The following is an 18,144-nucleotide window of genomic DNA, read 5'->3' as shown; positions in this document are numbered from 1 at the left end:
CTAGCCTGGTAGCGTTACGCTGTCAATGACTATTTTCCTATCTAGGGAAAATTTCCTATATCGTCGCGACCTCATCCTGCGCCTCTTCCAGATAAACGCAGTTTCTGCCGGCCAGTTTCGCCGCATACAAAGCCTTGTCCGCCCGGCCATAAATGGAGTTGAACGTATCGCCCGGCCGCACCTGCGCCACGCCGGCGGAGAAGCTGTAGGAAAAATCCGGCTTGTCGGCCAGCGGGCGGGAATCGCGCACCAGAGTCAACATACGGTTCACGATTCTGGCGGCGTCCTCCAGCATGGTATCCGGCAAAACCAGAACGAATTCCTCGCCACCCACCCGGCCGAAGCAATCGGAGCGACGTACCCGGCCATTAATGCGGGCCGAGAAATCCCTCAAAATGGTATCTCCGGCCTGATGCCCGTAACAATCATTGATATATTTGAAATTATCGAGGTCCAGCACGCACACACAGCCGGTGGTGTCCGCGCCCAGCCCCATACCCTTGCGGGCCAGCATGTCATCAACGCGGGCGGTGACGAAACGGCGGTTGGCCACGCCCGTCAGGTCATCCGTATGGGCGGCGCGAATGGCCTGATCGCGCGCCACCCGCACGGCGCGTGCATCCTGCCGCATATGTGAAACATCACACAGCGTGCACATCAGCCAGCCCCCTGCGGCCACGCTTTCAGTCAATTGCATCCACCGGCCATCATGCAGCTTCAACTCAAAAGAGCGCTCCGGCACCTTGCCCCGACGGGAACTGGATGAGGTCAGCCAGCCCTCAAAATCCCGCGTTGGAATGACAGGCCCTGTTTTCCGCAGGAAATTCCGATGCATCAGATCCGCCCAGAGCGGCTCTTCGCCGGCCTCTACCCCATAGGCCGCACGATAAGCCGCATTGGCATAGCGCAGCCTGTCTCCCGGATCATAAGCAGCCATCAGCACCGGGCTGGCATCCAGAAGCAGATGCAGATGTTCGGCGATATCATCCATGACGTATCCGGCACATGAGAAACCATCGGCGAAGGCCAGAGGCGCTGCGCGAATCCTTCCTCTATATACAAGCACATAGGTGTATTTTGGGCGAACGCATCGCAAGAAAGACACAAGAAGAGGATCTGCCCTGCTCAGGACGCGCTTGAAATCTGCCGGCGCAGGCGTCACAACCACCGACTTTTGGAGAGCAAGATGCGCGCGTGCGGGCTGGACTTCGGCACCTCAAACACAACATTGGGGCTCAACACACCCGACGGCCCGCGCCTGTGCCTGTTGGAAGGCACGCATGAAACCGTGCCCAGCGCTATCTTTTTCGAGGCTGATGGCTCCGAGCAGATCGGCCGTGCCGCCATTTCCGCCTATGTGGATGGCGTTGGCGGCCGCCTGATGCGGGCGCTGAAATCCGTTCTCGGCAGCGCCCTTCTGGATGAGGTGACCCTGGTGGGCCGCCAGCGCGCGCCCTTCCGCAAGGTGATTGCCCATTTCATCGCCGAGGTGAAGGCCCGCGCCGAGCAGCAGGCGGATGCGGAAATCACCGCCGTGGTGCATGGTCGCCCGGTGCATTTCGTGGATGGCGACCCGGAGGGCGACAAGGCCGCCGAGAATGCCTTGCGCGAGATCGGCCACTCCATCGGCTTTCGCGATATTCTCTTCCAGTATGAGCCCATCGCCGCCGCGATGGATTATGAGCAGCAGATCAGCCATGAGGAAATTGCGCTGATCGCCGATATTGGTGGCGGCACGTCGGATTTCTCGCTCGTGCGTATCAGCCCCGAGCGACGCCATGCGGCAGACCGCGCCGGGGATATTCTGGCCAATGATGGCGTGCGCATTGGCGGCACCGATTTTGACCGGGTTCTGAGCCTGGCCACCCTCATGCCCCTGCTGGGCTATGGCACCGCCATGAAGCGCGCCGGCCTGAATGTGCCCTCCGGCTATTATCATGATCTGGCGAGCTGGCATTCCATCAACCGCATCTATGATCCCAAGGTGATGCGAGAGCTGCGCGAGGTGCGGCGCGAGGCGCAGGCCCCCGAACGGCTGGAACGTCTGATGCAGGTGATCGAGGAGCGCCGCGGCCATGCCCTGGCCGGCGATGTGGAAGCCGCCAAGATCGCCCTTGCCGCCGCGCCGGAAACGCAAATCCCCCTGGGCTGGATGGAACCCGACCTGACCCTTGGCCTGAACCGCGCCGAGATGGCCGAGGTCACCGCCCTTCTGGCCGAGCGCATTGCCGGGCGCATTGACAGCCTGCTGCAACAGGCCGGCCTGAAGCGCGAGCATGTGGATGCTCTCTTCCTCACCGGCGGCTCCACGCGGCTGGCCCATGTGCGCCATGCCATTGTGAGCACGCTGGGCGAGGCCCGCGTGGTGGAAGGTGATACTTTCGGCTCGGTCGGCGTCGGCCTCACCATTGATGCGCGCCGCCATTTCGGCTGAGACGGCTGGCTCCACAAGCAGGGACTGAAACAAGAAAGGCGCAGCCACTGGCCGCGCCTTTTTACCTGTTCGCAACAGCCTTCAGGCTGTCGCCCCCTCCTGCAACAGCTTCCAGGTGATGGAATCCAGCAGCGCCTCGAACGAGGCATCAATGATGTTGGCCGAGACACCCACCGTGGTCCAGCGCTGGCCGGTTTCGTCGGCGCATTCCACCAGAACGCGCGTCACCGCCTCGGTGCCGCCATTCAGCACCCGCACCCGGTAATCCGTAAGCCGCAGGCCGGAAATCAGGGGCTGATATTTGCCCAGATCCTTGCGCAACGCCACATCCAGCGCATTCACCGGCCCATTGCCCTCGGCAGCGGAGATGAAGGTCTGCCCTTCCACCTCGACCTTCACGATGGCCTCGGCCACGGTGATAAGCTCGCCCCTGGCATTGTAGCGACGCTCCACATTCACGCTGAAGCGTTCCACATTGAAATAGTCCGGCACTTCGCCCAGCGCCCGGCGAGCCAGCAGCGCGAAGGAGGCATCCGCCGCCTCATAACTGTAGCCCAGCGCCTCGCGCTGCTTCACATCCTCCAGCAGACGGGAGAGGCGCGGATCATTCTTGTCCATCTCCACGCCCAGCCGCTCCAGCTCGGCCAGCACATTGGATTTTCCAGCCTGATCGGACACCAGAAGCTTGCGCCGGTTGCCCACTGCTTCCGGCGGCACATGCTCATAGGTGCTTGGGTCTTTCAGGATGGCCGAGGCATGAATGCCGGCCTTGGTGGCGAAGGCGCTGTCGCCCACATAAGGAGCATGGCGATCAGGCGCGCGGTTCAGCATCTCATCCAGCGCGCGTGAGACATGCACCAGCTCTCCCAGCCCCTGCTGCGAAACGCCGATATCGAAACGCGCGGCATAATCCTGCTTCAGCAGCAAGGTGGGGATGATGGAGCACAAATTGGCATTGCCGCAGCGTTCACCCAGACCGTTCAGCGTGCCCTGAATCTGCCGCGCGCCAGCCCGCACCGCCGCCAGAGAGTTGGCCACGGCCTGCTCGGTATCATTATGGGCATGAATACCCAGATTGTCGCCCGGCACCACACGGGCCACATCGCGCACAATCTCTTCCACCTCATGCGGCAGGGTACCGCCATTGGTGTCGCACAGCACCACCCAGCGCGCGCCGGCCTCATGGGCCGCCTTCACGCAGGCGAGCGCATATTCCCGGTTTTCCTTGTAGCCATCAAAGAAGTGCTCGCAATCCACCATGGCTTCGCGCCCGGCGTCCACGGCCGCCTTCACGCTGTCGCGGATGCAATCGAGGTTCTCCTCCTGCGTGGCCCCCAGCGCCACTTCCACCTGCCAGGCAGAGGATTTGGCCACATAGCAGATAGCGTCGGCCTTCGCCCCGATCAGCGCTGCCACGCCGGGATCATTCGAAGCGGAACGGCCGGGCCGCCGCGTCATGCCGAAGGCGGAGAGGCGCGCGCGCATGGCGGGCGGGGCTTCAAAAAGCTGGGTGTCGGTGGGGTTCGCACCGGGATAGCCGCCCTCCACATAATCCACCCCCAGCTGATCCAGCAGGGTCATCACCTTCTGCTTGTCTGCCAGGGTGAAGGCCACCCCATTGGTCTGCGCCCCGTCACGCAGGGTGGTGTCATATAGAAACAGGCGTTCTTTCACAGCCATCTTACAGCCTTCCCGCCTCATCGCATGCGCCGGTCTCCCGGCCCTCGCCGGGCAGGCAGCCTTCAGGCCACCCCGCCCGCTGCGACACAGGCCCTTAACATCCATATGCGGCCAGGCCGCATGATCTTTTCATGACCCTGGCGCGGTCGGAGGCCCTCGGAACCTCAGTGCAATCGCGTCTGTTCTTCAGAAGGCTGCTCCAGCGCCTTCTTCATGCTGGTATTGGCCAGCCAGACATCCCCGCGTGAAACCGAATTGCGTTGCTGGGGCACATAGCCGCGCTGCTGGAAGAAGCCGAGCGCGCTGTCGCTGGCATCCACGCTCATCTGTGTGGTGCCGCGCGCACGGGCCAGCGTTTCCGCCGCCTCGCACAGCGCCGCCCCCACACCGGAGCCCGCCGCCTGCGGCGCGACATAGAGCATCTCGATATGCGCATTGTCCTTCACCGCCACGAAGCCGGCTGGCGCGCCATCGCAGGTGGCGATGAGGGTGAGAAGACCCGAGAGCTTCTCACCAAAGGCGGTCTCGTCATCGGCCGCAGCAGACCATGCCTCCTGCTGGTCAAGGTTATAATCCTCGCCCGTGAGTTCGGCGATGGAGGCCCGGAACAGCGCCGCCAGAACCGGCGCATCCGCAGGCAGAAAGGGGCGCAGGGCGATACGCTGCGCCTTGCCATGCGTGCTCATCGCGCCACCTCCCAGCTCGTGGTGCCATCCTTGTTGTCCATCAGCACGATGCCCTGAGCCGCCAGCTCCTCGCGGATCTGGTCGGCGCGCTTGAAATCGCGGGCCTTGCGGGCGGCGAGCCGTTCTTCCACCAGCGCGGAAATCACGCCTTCATCCAGCGCCACGGCCTCACGCGCACGGGCGCGCCAGGCGCTTTCCGTCTCGTCCAGCAGCCCCATGAGATTGGCCGCCCCCTTGAAGCGCCGACGCAACGCCGTGGAGCTTTCCTCATGCTCGGCCACATCCGCCAGATGGTGCAGATGTGCGATAGCGGAGGGGCTGTTGAGATCATCACTCAGCCGCTCGGCGATTTCATGCGCGAAGGGGTTATCCTCTCCGCAATCGGCATCCACGTCGCCAATCACGCGATACCATTTATCCAGCGTGCGGGCGGCAAGGCCCAGCCCCTGCCGGGTCCAGTTGATGGGCTGGCGATAATGGGTGGAGAGCATGGCGAGGCGCAGCACCTCTCCCGGCCATTCTTCCAGAAGCTCCCCGATGGTGACGAAATTGCCGAGCGATTTCGACATTTTCTCGCCTTCCAGCATCAGGAAGCCGTTATGCACCCAGGTTTGCGCCATCATGCCTGAATGGAAAGCGCAGCGGGACTGGGCAATCTCGTTCTCATGGTGCGGAAAGACCAGATCAATGCCACCGCCATGAATATCGAAGGTTTCGCCCAGATGTTTCCAGCTCATGGCCGAGCATTCGATATGCCAGCCCGGCCGCCCCGGCGTGGCGATGCCGCAGGGCGAAGGCCAGCCCGGCACGCCTTCATCGGAAGGCTTCCACAGCACGAAATCCATGGGGTCGCGCTTGTAGGGGGCCACATCCACCCGCGCGCCGGCCACCATCTCATCCAGCGGACGGCGTGAGAGAGCGCCATAATCCGGCATGGAGGGCACATCAAACAGCACATGCTCTTCCGCCACATAGGCATGGCCAGAGGCCACCAGCCGCTCAATGATGGCGTGCATCTCCACGATATGCTCCGTGGCGCGTGGCTCCACACTGGGCCGCAGGCAGTTCAGCGCCGCCGTATCATCCCGGAACCAGCGATAGGTTTCTTCCGTCAGCTCCCGAATACTGATCCCCCGCGCTGCGGCGCGCATATTGATCTTGTCATCGACATCCGTGATGTTACGGACGTATTTGACATGCTCGGCCCCATAGAGGCGTTGCAGCAGGCGAAAGAGCACATCAAACACGATCACCGGGCGGGCATTGCCAATATGGGCGCGGTCATAAATCGTGGGTCCGCACACATACATGCGCACATTGGCCGGATCCAGCGGACGCAGAGGGTCCTTTGATCGTGTCAGTGTATTGTGAAGCCGCAGCTCCATGGATCGCTCCGCTCGCTTGAGGCCGCTTGCCGCGGGCCTGGTCATTTCGTGACGGATACGCCCCTTTCAGGACGATCCGCCCACACACGCCCGCAACCGGAGAGCACGCCCTTCACACGGGAGGGGGCGCGCTCCAGAGAGCAGGCAGGCACACACGCCGCCGGTCCACCGGCCGGGCGCCCAGGTCCTTCAATGTCGAGAGTGCAGCAAAGGACGGCCGCGGCCAGCTTCTGGGGCTAACCGCAAATAATCGGCGCACAAATGCCGAAAGATGAAAAAAGACCGTTCATGACGCGGAACAATGGTTCGCCCGCGCCCGCCCGTCAAGGCTTTTTGGCAGGGCATCCTATCCCATATCGCCCGTCCCGCCGCCTTTTTCCTGCCTTCACTTCAGAAAATCGGCGCAGCGCTGCACCTCACCCGCACCGCCCCAGGGCATGATGGGTACGGTGGAGGTGGAATTCTTCGGGCTACCCTCCACCAGCTTGTCGGAATACACCAGATAGACCAGCACATTCCGCTTGGTGTCACAGCCCCGCACAATCTGCATTCTCTTGAACAGCAGGGAGCGGCTCTGGCGAAACACCACATCGCCCTGGCTGAATTTCTCCTTGAAGCGGATCGGCCCCACCTGACGGCAGGCCAGAGAAACATCGGAGACCTCCTCCGCCACCCCGAACATACCGGAAACACCCCCCTTTTCAGGCAGGGTATAATGACAGGCCACCCCCTCCACCTCAGGATCATCAATGCCATAGACCACCAGCTTGTCATCGGGGGTCAGAAACTTCCACACGGTGGATTTCTTGAAGATCACATCCGGCTCGGCCGCCCGCGCATCTTGAGCACTGGCAGCCACGCCTGCCACGGCACCCGCCAGCGCCAGAAAAAACGCGCCCGCGCGCAGTATGGAAGGGGTGAAAGACATGCCGCTCATCCTCCAGTCAACTTCTCATATGGCCCTGCCTGCGCGGCAGAAAAGCCCCCAGAATGCGCCTCGCCTCCCGGAAAATGCGCATCAGCCCCCCGCTTTTTGCGGACAGGTGCATGATATGATTGACGAAAGCCGCAAAGACATGACACCCCATATCAAAAGCGGCCCGACTTCATCTTGCATGATAGAGAATCGCGCCGCCCCGCCTGGCGGGCTGTAAGGAGTATTCTCATGGAGACCACCCGCCGGCGCTTTCTTGGTGCCACAACAACCGCAATTACCAGCGGCGCCATCGCCAGCAGTGCCATTGCCGCCCCGGCCGTGACAAATGGCCAGCCGGATATTCGCTGGCGCATGACCTCTTCCTTCCCCCGCCAGCTTGATTCCCTGTATGGCGGCGCGCAAATGCTGGCCCGCTATGTCGAGGAAGCCACGGATGGGCACTTCCGCATCCAGACTTTCCCCGCCGGTGAAATCGTGCCCGGCCTGCAAGCTCTCGATGCCGTGTCTTCCGGCGCTGTGGAATGCGCGCAGAGCGCCACCTATTTCTACACGGGCAAAAACCCCGCTCTGGGTTTTGGCACCGGCATTCCCTTCGGCTTCAACACCCGCCAGCAACTCTCCTGGTGGAACTTTGGCGGCGGCGGGGAAATCATCAATGATATTCTCCAGCGCTATAAGGTGCTGGCCATTCCGGCCGGAAATTCCGGCTGCCAGATGGGCGGATTCTTCCGCAAGCCACTGGAAACGGTGGAAGATCTGAAGGGGCTGAAGTTCCGCATTGCCGGGCTGGGCGGCGAGGTTCTCGCCCGCCTCGGCGTGGTGCCGCAGCAAGTGCCGCCCGGCGATGTGTATGCAGCGCTGGAACGCGGCACCATTGATGCCGCCGAGTTTGTCGGCCCCTATGATGATGAGAAGTTCGGCCTCGTGCGGGTCGCGAAATATTATTACTATCCCGGCTGGTGGGAAGGCGGCGCGCTGCTGCATCTCATGGTGAACCAGGACCAGTGGGCCAGCCTTCCGAAAAACTATCAGGCCATTGTGCGTCTGGCCTGCGATGCGGCCAATAACTGGATGCTCTCGCGCTATGATTCGGTAAACCCGCCGGCCCTGCGTCGTCTGGTGCAGCAGGGGGCGGAGTTGCGACCCTTCCCCAGTACCATCATGGAAGCAGCCTACAAGGCAGCCCAATCGCTCTATACAGACCTTGCCGCCCAGAATGAGGATTTCCGCAAGGCGTGGGATTCCATGAAAGCCATTCGCAATGAACAGCTGGTGTGGATGCAGATTGGCGAATACGCCTTTGACAGCTTCAATCTGCGCACGCGAGGCAAATAAAAGCGGGCCACACGCGGACATGGCATTTTTTCGCCCTGCCCGCGCTTCCTGCAACCTCTCGGCTGTGGCAAGAAACACGGACATTCCTTAGTTTCGTCACCATTTCCAGCCGGCGAAACGCTATATATGCAGATGCTGCCGGTCGTTGCGTACCCTTTGAACCGCAGCGCTGGACCCAAGAAGGTTGAGGATGGGATTTTCGCGACGCTTCGCCCCCCGCTCGGGCATTTCTTTCGGCATCCGCCTGGGCGGCATGGCCCGATCGCTTTGCGATACGCTGGCGCAGGGAACCGGTCGCGGATTGGTCATTGCCGGCTTTTCCCTCGCGGGCCTCGCCTTCTCCGCACCCGCCATGGCGCAGGCTGCAAGCTGTGCCCAGCTTGAAGCCTCCCTCGCCTCACTGGATCGTGGAGCAGGCTCATGGGCCGCGCGCCAGTCCAGCATTGCCCGGCAGCGCGCTGAACTGGCGAACCTCACCTCCCGCGCCCGCGCCATGGGGTGCGACAAGCCGCGCGGCTTCCTGATTTTCCAAGGCCCCTCGCGTCCGCCCCAGTGCGACCAGATTGACGATCAGATCTCCCGCCTGCGCTCCTCCATTGCCGGGCAGGAACAGGGCAGCTCCAGCCAGGCCAACCAGCGCAAGGCGCTCATTCTGGCTCTGGCACAAAATAATTGTGGCCAGCAATACACCAATGCCGTGCGCCGCAACGCACCGGCCCAGCCGCAGCGCCCGCGCAATTTCCTGGAAAGCATTTTTGGCACCCCGATGCAGAACGCACCGGAAGAAGCCATGCCTGATGTCGATCTTTCGGCGGTGGATACCTCCCGCAGAAGCGGCGGCTCGCGCACAGTATGCGTGCGCACCTGTGACGGCTTTTTCTTCCCGCTCTCCACCGGCTCCAACCCCAGCCGCTATTTCTCGGAAGAACAGCTGTGTCAACGCCTGTGCCCGGCGGCCGAAACGCATCTCTACACTTATTCCGGCGGCGATATCCGCACCGGCGTCAACATGAATGGCGAGAGCTACATGTCGCTGCCCAATGCCCTGCGTTATCGCAAGGAGCTGGTGCAGGATTGCTCGTGCCGCACCCCCGGCCAGAGCTGGGCGCAGGCTCTGCAAGGCATTGAGGATCAGACCACCCTGCGCAAGGGCGATATTCTGGTGACAGAACAGCAGGCGCGAGAAATGTCGCAGCCCAAGCTCACACCCCAGCAGGCTGAAAAGGCAGAGAAGGAGCAGTTGGATCGCCACGGCTCCATCACCGCCACGGCCAGCGCCCCCCTGGCACCAGCCGCAGAGCAGCCCGGCCAGCGCCCGGTGCGCATTATTCCCCTGCCGCGCTCGCGCAATGCCCAGCAAAAGCCCGAGCCCTTCGGTGAGACGGATCAGACCGATTCCGAAACCACGGATTGAGCCGGGCCGGTATCCCGCGCACAACCAGTACAGCCAAATGACAAACGCCGGGCCCTGCGCCCGGCGTTTTCATATCTGATGCCAGCGCCCCCGTTTCGGGGAAGCGCCTGCGAAGAAGGCGTCCCCAAGGGAAGAAGCCTCAAAGAGAAGCCGTCTCAAAAACAAGAATCCGGCCGCAAGAATGCCCGCTTGGCAGACCTGCCTAGCAGACAGGCCACAGGAAGCTGGAAAACAGGGTTGCCCACACGCCGCGCGGGCTTCACCCAAGGCCGTCATCCATCCACCGGCTGCGGCATGAACCGCCCGTATTCCCTGTCAGCCCGCCTGGCCCTGAAGCCGGGCCAAGACCCGAGCACGGCCCATGACAAGCAGCAGGCGCGCCAGTTCAGGGCCAGCCTCACGGCCTGTCAACGCCAGCCGCAATGGATGAAACAGGGCGCGCCCCTTGCGGCCCGTCCCAGCCTTCACGGCCGTCATCCATGCGCCATAGGTCTCCTCATCCCACGGCTCCGGTGGCAGAAGGGCGGCAGCCTGCGCAAGAAAATCCGCATCTTCCGGTGCAATCACACCCTTCCGCGCAGTCGCGCAGATGGTCCACCATTCCGCGGCATCGGCAAAGGTGGAAAGATTGCCCCGCACCGTCTCCCAGAAGGTCGCACCACCCCCGATCCCCGCCTCAGCCAGCCGCATGTCCACAGCATAAAACGGCAGACCATGAAGCGTGCGTGCCGTGAGGCCAGCCACCTCTTCGGGATCGAACCGGGCCGGCGCACGGGAAATGGTGGAAAGGTCCACCCGCTGCGCCAGTTCATCAAGGCTTTCCACCGGCTGCAATGCCTGTGATGTGCCAACAAGAACAGCCGTTGCAGCCACGGCCAGCGCTTCCTGTCCTTCATCGCGCAGGGCGCGCAGGGAGAGATGGCCAAGACGCTTGGAAAGCCCTTCGCCATTCGGCAGAACCAGCAGATTGTGATGCGCAAAGCGCGGCGCCTGCCCGCCCAGCGCCTCGGCAATCTCGATCTGGACAGCTGTGTTGGTCACATGGTCTTCACCGCGCACCACATCGGTGACACCCATCTCCAGATCATCCACCACGGAGGGCAGCGTGTAGAGGAAGGAGCCATCCTCCCGCACCAATACCGGGTCGGACAGATTGCTGGTATCCACATGCTGCGGGCCGCGCACGCCATCATCCCATTCCACCACCTTGTGGGCAAGGCGGAAGCGCCAGTGTGGCTTGCGGCCTTCGGCCTCCAGACGGGCACGGGCGACATCATCCAGCGCCAGCGCCGCGCGATCATACACTGGCGGCAGGCCACGCGCGCGCTGGAGCCGGCGCTTGCGCTCCAGCTCCTCCTCCGTCTCATAAGCGGGGTAGAGGCGACCGTCCGCTTTCAGTTTTTCCGCCGCGACATCATAAAGCGCCAGCCGCGCCGACTGACGGTAGGTGACATCCGGCGCAATGCCCAGCCAGGCCATATCCGCCCCGATGGCTTCGGCATATTCCACGCGGGAGCGCGCCAGATCCGTATCATCCAGCCGCAGAATGAAGAGGCCGCCAGCGCGCCGCGCCAGCAGGGCGTTCAGCAGCGCCGTGCGGGCATTGCCCACATGCAGAAAGCCGGTGGGTGAAGGCGCGAAACGAAAAACGGGTCGGGAAGAAGAATGCTGGGACATGACCATGGCCATAGAGCATTTCCCCTCTCTCTTGAAACCCGAAAATGCAAACGGACCTGCCGAAACTGGAAAGGACGACCCGCAAGTCGCCCTTTCCTTCCCGTTACGAGCCAATCGAGCCCCTAACGATGCAGCCCCCTCTGGCCAGGCTGATGTTGTCCCGGTTGCGGTTTGCCGGGATGGGGTTTGCCGGGATGGGGTTTGCCTGCCCCCTTCTGCATCTGGCCCGGACGACCCGCAGGCGCATGAGGCCCCGGCTTTGTTCCCGGCCCGGCCGGACGCGGAGCCACAGTGGACGGAGGCTTGCCCGGACCACCCGCATGAGGAGGCGGCTTCACCTGCCCGCCACCCGGACGTGGGCCGGGCGGCTGCATGGGGCCTCCGGGTTTCGGCCCGCCCGGATGGGGCTGCCCCGCAGCAGGCGGCCGGCCAGCCGGCCCCGGCCCACCAGGACCACCGGGCCCACCGGGCCTTCCAGGACGCGGACCAATGGCGGGGCCCGGCGCATGACCTGGCCCACCGGGCCTGCCTCCACCTGCATGGGGCGGCGGCGGCTTGTAGCCGGGCTTCCACCAGCCCGCCGGGCGTGGGCCGGGCGGCGGCGGATACCAGCCGGGACGCGGACGTGGCGTATAGGCATACCAGCGCGCACGTTCCCCATACCATGGGCGACCGACATAATAGCGGTTCCAGTAATCAGCCGCGGCAAAGGCCACGATGGGAATACCAATAGCCGCCAAGCCCCAATCCGGCACGACAGCCGTCTGGCCCTGCCGCACCGTGGCCAGATAGGTACTGTAGACCCAGCCCCTCAGCCCACCCCAGTTCACATCGCACCAGGATTCATCCTGAAGGCAGCCTTCAATGGTGAGAGGCGCGCCACTGGGAATGACCCCTGCGGAAGGATAGGCCGTATCCGGCCCCGTGCGCAGATTGACATTTGCAGTGGCATAACCCGGCGCACCAGCCTGAGCCACGCTGACACCGGCCACCGCAAGGCCCGCGACGACGCTGATTGTTTTCAGCACCTTCATGAACAGCCTCTCTTTCCTGCCTGCCAACAGATCTGCCTGTCATTGTAAGGTGACGGCGTTTCATTTGATGAGGGAAGAATGAAATTTTGCAGGCTGAACAGGGGCGTCAATGCGTCAGGAGACCGTAAACGGAATAATATCCCGCACATTTTCATTCACATGAATATCCCGGTCCAGCGGAGGAAAGGCCCGCAGGTCACAATCCCGCCGCGGGCAGATGCGGCAGGAAACGCCCAGATGCGCCACCGGCGCTGATTTCAGATCAATACCATCCGCATAGACAATATCATGCGCGAAGGCGACCTCGCAGCCCAGCCCGAAGGCGAAGGCCCGTGTCGGCTGTCCATATTGCTGGGCCGGCACAGCCATGGCGCGGGCAATGCCAATATAGCGCACGCCATCCGGCATCTCGCCCAGTTGCACCAGCGTGCGCCCCGGCATCTCGAAGGCCTCATGCACATTCCACGCAGCGCAGGCCCCGCCATGGCGGGCGAACTGGAAGCGCGTGGCTGAATGGCGCTTGATGATATTTCCGGCCCTGTCCACCTTGGCGAAATAGAAGGGCACCCCTTTTGCCCCCGGCCGTTGCAAGGTGGAAAGCCGATGACACACCTGCTCCAGACTGGCCCCTGTTTCCAGCACCAGCCGGTCCAGATCATGCCGCAGACGCCGGGCCAGCTCCTGAAACGGGCGATAGGGCAACATGGCCGCGCCGGCGAAATAGTTGAACAGGGCCAGACGGCAGATCTCTGCTGCGGTTTCGCTGCGAAACCCGCCAGATGTCACGCTTTCCGCCACCAGCGCGGCATGTTCGAGCTGGGCGATGGTGGCCGCCATGCGGAAGGCGCGGGTGGAGGCCACCAGCGTGCCCGAAAGCACCAGACGGCGCGTGCGCGGATCAAAGCGGGAGAGCGGAAGGGCTGGGTCCGAGGCGCTCACCTCCACTGTCACCCCATGGCGCTGGGCCAGATGGTTGCGAAAGGCCTGCACCGGGTCTGCGCCATCCAGAATGCCCAGATCATTGGCGAAACGCTCCGCCGCCCGGTCCAGCGCATCCACGTAATTATCAATGTAATGGAAGAAATCGCGCACTTCCTCATAGGGAATGAGGCGGGCTTCCGTACCGCCCCGCGCCTCCCCGGCCGCCAGCATGTCATCAATGGAGGCCCGCCACTCCGTATTGCGCCGCACCGCCACATGCATGCGCAGAAAGGCATGAGCGAAGGCCGGCGAGAGGTTCGCAACCGCCTTCACATCCTGTAGGCCCAAGCCCAGATCGCTGAAAAAGGGGTCAGCCGTTACTTCCCGCAGATCGGCAACCAGACGATCCAGATCCTCCGCCCCGAAGGAGGTTATATCCACAGCGAATGTGCGCGAAATGGCGATGAGAATGGAGGCCGTGAGCGGGCGCTGATTGCTCTCGATCTGATTCACATAAGAAGGTGAAATGCCAAGGCGCTGAGCCAGCTCGGTCTGTTTCAGCCCTTCTTTTTCACGCAGCCGGCGCACCGCATGACCGGCATAAATCTTCTGACGGACTGACATGCAGCGCCCACTCCCCGGCTTCGCAGCCCCCCTTCCCTTGCCGCACACCCATTGCGAGCAACGTTTTGCGCAACACTCTTGCGCAAAATGGGGCAGGCTGAGACATATTCCACAATATACGCTAATCAGTATTGTAAAATTTTCACAAATTACAATGCAAAACTTTTACACATTCAAATTCGCATCGCGGGCTGATAGCGAAATTTGCAAACAAAATGTGCGGGAGGAAATGCACAGGCAGGCGGGCGACCATGGCCACCTGTTTTATTCCTGCACAACCCACTTCACCCCGGAATAAAGGCACGTGGCATGAAGTCAGTTCTCGAGGAGCTTGAAAGCCGGCGCGAGGTTGCGCGCCTGGGCGGCGGTGAAAAGCGCATTGAAGCCCAGCACAAGCGTGGCAAGCTGACCGCGCGTGAACGCATCGAGCTGATGCTCGATCGTGGCACGTTTGAAGAGTATGACACCTTCGTGCAACATCGCTGTGTCGATTTCGGCATGGAGAAGCAGAAGATCTCCGGCGATGGCGTCGTCACCGGCTGGGGCACCGTGAATGGCCGCAAGGTGTTTGTCTTCGCAAAGGACTTCACCGTGTTCGGCGGCTCCCTCTCCGAAGAGCACGCCCGCAAGATCACCAAGATCCAGGATATGGCGCTGAAGACCCGCGCCCCCATTATCGGCCTGTTCGATGCCGGCGGCGCGCGCATCCAGGAAGGTGTGGCGGCGCTGGGCGGCTATGGCGAAGTGTTCAAGCGCAATGTGCTGGCTTCCGGCGTCATTCCGCAAATCTCGCTCATCATGGGCCCCTGCGCGGGCGGCGATGTGTATTCGCCGGCCATGACGGACTTCATCTTCATGGTGCGCGACACGAGCTACATGTTCGTGACCGGGCCGGACGTGGTGAAGACCGTGACCAACGAGACCGTCACCTCGGAAGAGCTGGGCGGCGCCAAGGTCCACACCTCCAAATCCTCCGTGGCCGATGGCGCGTTTGAAAACGATGTCGAGATGCTGCTGGAGACCCGCCGCCTCATCGACTTCCTGCCCTCCAACAATCAGGAAGGCGTGCCCACCTGGCCCTCGTTCGACGAGCCTGGCCGTTATGATGAGAGCCTTGATACGCTTGTGCCGGATAATCCGAACAAGCCCTATGACGTCAAGGAGCTGATTCAGAAGGTCGCCGATGAAGGCGATTTCTTCGAAATCCAGGCCGCTTATGCCCGCAATATCGTGACCGGCTTCGGCCGTATCGAGGGACGCACGGTGGGCTTCGTCGCCAACCAGCCCATGGTGCTGGCCGGCGTGCTTGATTCCGACGCCTCCCGCAAGGCGGCCCGCTTTGTGCGCTTCTGCGATTCCTTCGAGATCCCGATCGTCACCTTCGTGGACGTGCCCGGCTTCCTGCCCGGCACCGCGCAGGAATATGGCGGCCTCATCAAGCATGGCGCAAAGCTGCTGTTTGCCTATTCGCAGGCCACTGTTCCGCTGGTCACCGTCATCACCCGCAAGGCCTTTGGCGGCGCGTATGACGTGATGGCCTCCAAGCATGTGGGCGCAGACGTCAACTATGCCTGGCCCACCGCACAGATCGCCGTGATGGGCGCCAAGGGTGCGGTGGAAATCATCTTCCGTCAGGATATGGACGATCCGGAAAAGATCGCCGCCCAGACCAAGAATTATGAAGACCGCTTCCTCTCGCCCTTCGTGGCGGCCGAGCGGGGCTTCATTGATGAGGTCATCACCCCGCGCTCCACGCGCCGTCGCCTTGCCCGCGCGCTGGCCATGCTTCGCACCAAGAAGCTGGAACAACCCGCCCGCAAGCATGACAACATGCCGCTGTGATCCGCGCCGCCGGGAGCATTCGCCTCCCGGCCCGGCCATCCCCGCCGCGCCGGCCCACAAGGGCGGCAGCAGGGCGGGAGAGCCAAGGTAACTGAGACATTCGGCGCCTGAGGCGCAGGAGAAACTGATATGTTCTCGAAAATCCTGATCGCGAACCGAGGCGAAATCGCCTGCCGCGTCATCAAGACCGCGCGCAAGATGGGTATCAAGACCGTGGCCGTCTATTCCGAGGCGGACAAGGATGCCCTGCATGTGAAAATGGCGGATGAGGCCGTGTTCCTCGGCCCACCCCCGGCCGCACAGTCCTATCTGCTGGCCGACAAGATCATCGAGGCCTGCAAGGCCACCGGCGCTGAAGCCGTGCACCCCGGCTATGGCTTCCTCTCCGAGCGCGCCTCCTTCGCGCAGGCGCTGGCGGAAGCCGGCATCGTCTTTATCGGCCCCAACCCGCACGCCATTGAGGCGATGGGTGACAAGATCGAATCCAAGAAGGCCGCAGCCGCAGCCAACGTTTCCACCGTTCCCGGCTATCTGGGTGAAATCGCCGATGGCGAGGAAGCCGCGAAGATCGCCGATGAGATCGGCTATCCGGTGATGATCAAGGCCTCCGCCGGCGGCGGCGGCAAAGGCATGCGCATCGCCTACAGCCGCGATGAAGTGCAGGATGGTTTCGACCGCTCCAAGTCGGAAGCCAAATCCTCCTTCGGCGATGACCGCATGTTCGTGGAAAAGTTCATCGTCGATCCGCGCCATATCGAAATTCAGGTGCTGGGCGACAAGCACGGCAATGTTATTTATCTGGGCGAGCGTGAATGCTCCATCCAGCGCCGCAATCAGAAGGTTGTCGAGGAGGCCCCCTCCCCGCTGCTGGATGAAGCCACCCGCAAGAAGATGGGTGAGCAGGCCGTCGCGCTGGCCAAGGCCGTGGGCTATGACAGCGCCGGCACGGTGGAGTTCGTCGCCGGGCAGGACAAGAGCTTCTACTTCCTGGAGATGAACACCCGCCTTCAGGTGGAGCATCCCGTCACCGAGCTTATCACCGGCATTGATCTGGTGGAGCAGATGATCCGCGTGGCGGCGGGTGAGCCCCTCACCATGACGCAGGATGATGTGAAGCTGACCGGCTGGGCCGTTGAAAGCCGCATCTATGCGGAAGACCCCTACCGCAATTTCCTGCCCTCCACGGGTCGCCTCGTGCGCTATCGCCCGCCGGCGGAAGGCCATATCGGCCCCATCACCGTGCGCAATGACACCGGCGTGTATGAAGGTGGCGAAATCTCCATCTTCTACGATCCGATGATTGCCAAGCTGGTGACCCACGCCCCCACCCGTGCCATGGCCATCGAGGCTCAGGCCGATGCGCTGGACGCCTTCGCCATTGAGGGCATTGGCCACAACATCCCCTTCCTCTCGGCCCTGATGGCGCATCCGCGCTGGCAGTCCGGCAACCTCTCCACCGGCTTCCTCGCCGAGGAATATCCGGACGGCTTCTTCCCCCGCGCGCCGGAAGGTGAGCTGGTGCACTATCTGGCGGCTGTGGCTGGTGTGGTTGACCACATCAAGAACACCCGCAAGCGCCAGATTTCAGGCCAGACCTCCGGCGTGCCAGTGGCCTTCTCCAAGCGCCGCATTGTCAATCTCACGGCGGGCGAAGACATCATCGCCGTGCCCTGCGAGATTGAGGCGGTGGACGGTGGCTACAAGGTCCAGATCTTCGACAAGGACGGCAACCCCGGCCATGCGCATCTGCTGCGCTCGGACTGGAAGCCGGGTGATCTGGTATGGACAGGCACCATCGACGCCAATCAGGTGGCCATGCAGGTGCGTCCCATCTCCAATGGCGTGGCGCTGGCCCATCGTGGCATCGCCACCCAGGCCAAGGTCTTCACCGAGCTTTCCGCCCATCTCCAGTCACTGATGCCGAAGAAGGAGAATGCCGGCGGCGGCAAGGAGCTGCTGTGCCCCATGCCGGGCCTCGTGGTCTCCATTGCGGTGGAAGCCGGGCAGGATGTGAAGAGCGGCGAGATTCTCGCCGTGGTGGAAGCCATGAAAATGGAAAACGTGCTGCGCGCCGAGCGTGACGGCACCATCAAGGCGGTGCACGCCAAGGCCGGCGACAGCCTGGCGGTGGATGAGGTTATCCTCGAATTCGCCTGACGCCTTTTGCGTTCCAGC

Annotated in this window: 13 protein-coding genes; 5 read left to right on the top strand and 8 right to left on the bottom strand. The window is 62.6% G+C overall.

Features of this window, described 5'->3' with window-relative positions:
- Positions 1-55: 55 nt before the first annotated feature.
- Positions 56-991, bottom strand: a complete 936-nt coding sequence (locus tag ACT6QH_RS08955) for a GGDEF domain-containing protein (protein WP_444974476.1) — start codon at positions 989-991, stop codon at positions 56-58.
- 195 nt (positions 992-1,186) lie between these two features.
- On the opposite strand from ACT6QH_RS08955, the gene ACT6QH_RS08950 reads away from it, so the two are divergent.
- Positions 1,187-2,434 (top strand): Hsp70 family protein, encoded by a 1,248-nt coding sequence (locus ACT6QH_RS08950; protein ID WP_444974475.1) that lies wholly within the window; start codon positions 1,187-1,189, stop codon positions 2,432-2,434.
- Between the two features lie 81 nt (positions 2,435-2,515).
- Here ACT6QH_RS08950 and cimA read toward each other — a convergent pair whose 3' ends face one another.
- The 4 genes from cimA to ACT6QH_RS08930 all read right to left on the bottom strand — a co-directional run bounded on the left by cimA (position 2,516) and on the right by ACT6QH_RS08930 (position 7,113).
- Positions 2,516-4,114 carry a citramalate synthase gene (cimA, locus tag ACT6QH_RS08945; RefSeq protein WP_444974474.1) on the bottom strand — a complete coding sequence of 533 codons (1,599 nt, stop codon included), beginning with the start codon at positions 4,112-4,114 and terminating at the stop codon, positions 2,516-2,518.
- Positions 4,115-4,278: 164 nt separating this feature from the next.
- A complete protein-coding gene (locus ACT6QH_RS08940) occupies positions 4,279-4,800 on the bottom strand; it encodes a GNAT family N-acetyltransferase (RefSeq protein ID WP_444974473.1) in 522 nt (173 codons plus the stop codon).
- Entirely contained in the window at positions 4,797-6,185 is a 1,389-nt protein-coding gene (cysS, locus tag ACT6QH_RS08935) for a cysteine--tRNA ligase (RefSeq protein WP_444974472.1), read from the bottom strand. The genes ACT6QH_RS08940 and cysS overlap by 4 nt, the downstream gene beginning before the upstream one ends.
- Positions 6,186-6,570: 385 nt before the next feature.
- Positions 6,571-7,113 (bottom strand): CreA family protein, encoded by a 543-nt coding sequence (locus tag ACT6QH_RS08930; protein WP_444974471.1) that lies wholly within the window; start codon positions 7,111-7,113, stop codon positions 6,571-6,573.
- Positions 7,114-7,350: 237 nt separating this feature from the next.
- Between ACT6QH_RS08930 and ACT6QH_RS08925 the strand changes: the two genes are divergently transcribed.
- Together ACT6QH_RS08925 and ACT6QH_RS08920 are read left to right on the top strand one after the other, a co-directional pair.
- Positions 7,351-8,457, top strand: a complete 1,107-nt coding sequence (locus ACT6QH_RS08925) for a TRAP transporter substrate-binding protein (RefSeq protein WP_444974470.1) — start codon at positions 7,351-7,353, stop codon at positions 8,455-8,457.
- A gap of 190 nt (positions 8,458-8,647) precedes the next feature.
- Positions 8,648-9,871, top strand: a complete 1,224-nt coding sequence (locus ACT6QH_RS08920; RefSeq protein ID WP_444974469.1) for a DUF2865 domain-containing protein — start codon at positions 8,648-8,650, stop codon at positions 9,869-9,871.
- 315 nt (positions 9,872-10,186) lie between these two features.
- Here the strand turns inward: ACT6QH_RS08920 and ACT6QH_RS08915 are convergent, their stop codons facing one another.
- The 3 genes from ACT6QH_RS08915 to ACT6QH_RS08905 form a co-directional block, all read right to left on the bottom strand.
- Complete coding sequence (locus ACT6QH_RS08915) at positions 10,187-11,554, bottom strand: glutamate--tRNA ligase (RefSeq protein ID WP_444974636.1); 1,368 nt, start codon at positions 11,552-11,554, stop codon at positions 10,187-10,189.
- 116 nt (positions 11,555-11,670) lie between these two features.
- Positions 11,671-12,582, bottom strand: coding sequence for an SH3 domain-containing protein (locus ACT6QH_RS08910; protein ID WP_444974468.1), 912 nt, complete (start codon positions 12,580-12,582; stop codon positions 11,671-11,673).
- Between the two features lie 114 nt (positions 12,583-12,696).
- Positions 12,697-14,127, bottom strand: a complete 1,431-nt coding sequence (locus ACT6QH_RS08905) for a helix-turn-helix domain-containing protein (protein WP_444974467.1) — start codon at positions 14,125-14,127, stop codon at positions 12,697-12,699.
- Between the two features lie 309 nt (positions 14,128-14,436).
- Between ACT6QH_RS08905 and ACT6QH_RS08900 the strand changes: the two genes are divergently transcribed.
- Together ACT6QH_RS08900 and ACT6QH_RS08895 are read left to right on the top strand one after the other, a co-directional pair.
- Complete coding sequence (locus tag ACT6QH_RS08900) at positions 14,437-15,969, top strand: acyl-CoA carboxylase subunit beta (RefSeq protein WP_444974466.1); 1,533 nt, start codon at positions 14,437-14,439, stop codon at positions 15,967-15,969.
- Between the two features lie 129 nt (positions 15,970-16,098).
- A complete protein-coding gene (locus ACT6QH_RS08895; protein ID WP_444974465.1) occupies positions 16,099-18,126 on the top strand; it encodes an acetyl-CoA carboxylase biotin carboxylase subunit in 2,028 nt (675 codons plus the stop codon).
- Positions 18,127-18,144: the final 18 nt, after the last annotated feature.

The sequence above is a fragment of the Haloleucobacter albus genome (assembly GCF_052492075.1).
Note: the sequence above shows the minus strand (reverse complement) of the source record. Positions and strands in the feature narration are given on the sequence as shown.

Bases quoted from the DNA above. Each gene is read 5' to 3' on its own strand.
- ACT6QH_RS08955 (WP_444974476.1), bottom strand. From the start codon at position 991: ATGGATGATATCGCCGAACATCTGCATCTGCTTCTGGATGCCAGCCCG.
- ACT6QH_RS08950 (WP_444974475.1), top strand. From the start codon at position 1,187: ATGCGCGCGTGCGGGCTGGACTTCGGCACCTCAAACACAACATTGGGG.
- cimA (WP_444974474.1), bottom strand. From the start codon at position 4,114: ATGGCTGTGAAAGAACGCCTGTTTCTATATGACACCACCCTGCGTGAC.
- ACT6QH_RS08940 (WP_444974473.1), bottom strand. From the start codon at position 4,800: ATGAGCACGCATGGCAAGGCGCAGCGTATCGCCCTGCGCCCCTTTCTG.
- cysS (WP_444974472.1), bottom strand. From the start codon at position 6,185: ATGGAGCTGCGGCTTCACAATACACTGACACGATCAAAGGACCCTCTG.
- ACT6QH_RS08930 (WP_444974471.1), bottom strand. From the start codon at position 7,113: ATGTCTTTCACCCCTTCCATACTGCGCGCGGGCGCGTTTTTTCTGGCG.
- ACT6QH_RS08925 (WP_444974470.1), top strand. From the start codon at position 7,351: ATGGAGACCACCCGCCGGCGCTTTCTTGGTGCCACAACAACCGCAATT.
- ACT6QH_RS08920 (WP_444974469.1), top strand. From the start codon at position 8,648: ATGGGATTTTCGCGACGCTTCGCCCCCCGCTCGGGCATTTCTTTCGGC.
- ACT6QH_RS08915 (WP_444974636.1), bottom strand. From the start codon at position 11,554: ATGGTCATGTCCCAGCATTCTTCTTCCCGACCCGTTTTTCGTTTCGCG.
- ACT6QH_RS08910 (WP_444974468.1), bottom strand. From the start codon at position 12,582: ATGAAGGTGCTGAAAACAATCAGCGTCGTCGCGGGCCTTGCGGTGGCC.
- ACT6QH_RS08905 (WP_444974467.1), bottom strand. From the start codon at position 14,127: ATGTCAGTCCGTCAGAAGATTTATGCCGGTCATGCGGTGCGCCGGCTG.
- ACT6QH_RS08900 (WP_444974466.1), top strand. From the start codon at position 14,437: ATGAAGTCAGTTCTCGAGGAGCTTGAAAGCCGGCGCGAGGTTGCGCGC.
- ACT6QH_RS08895 (WP_444974465.1), top strand. From the start codon at position 16,099: ATGTTCTCGAAAATCCTGATCGCGAACCGAGGCGAAATCGCCTGCCGC.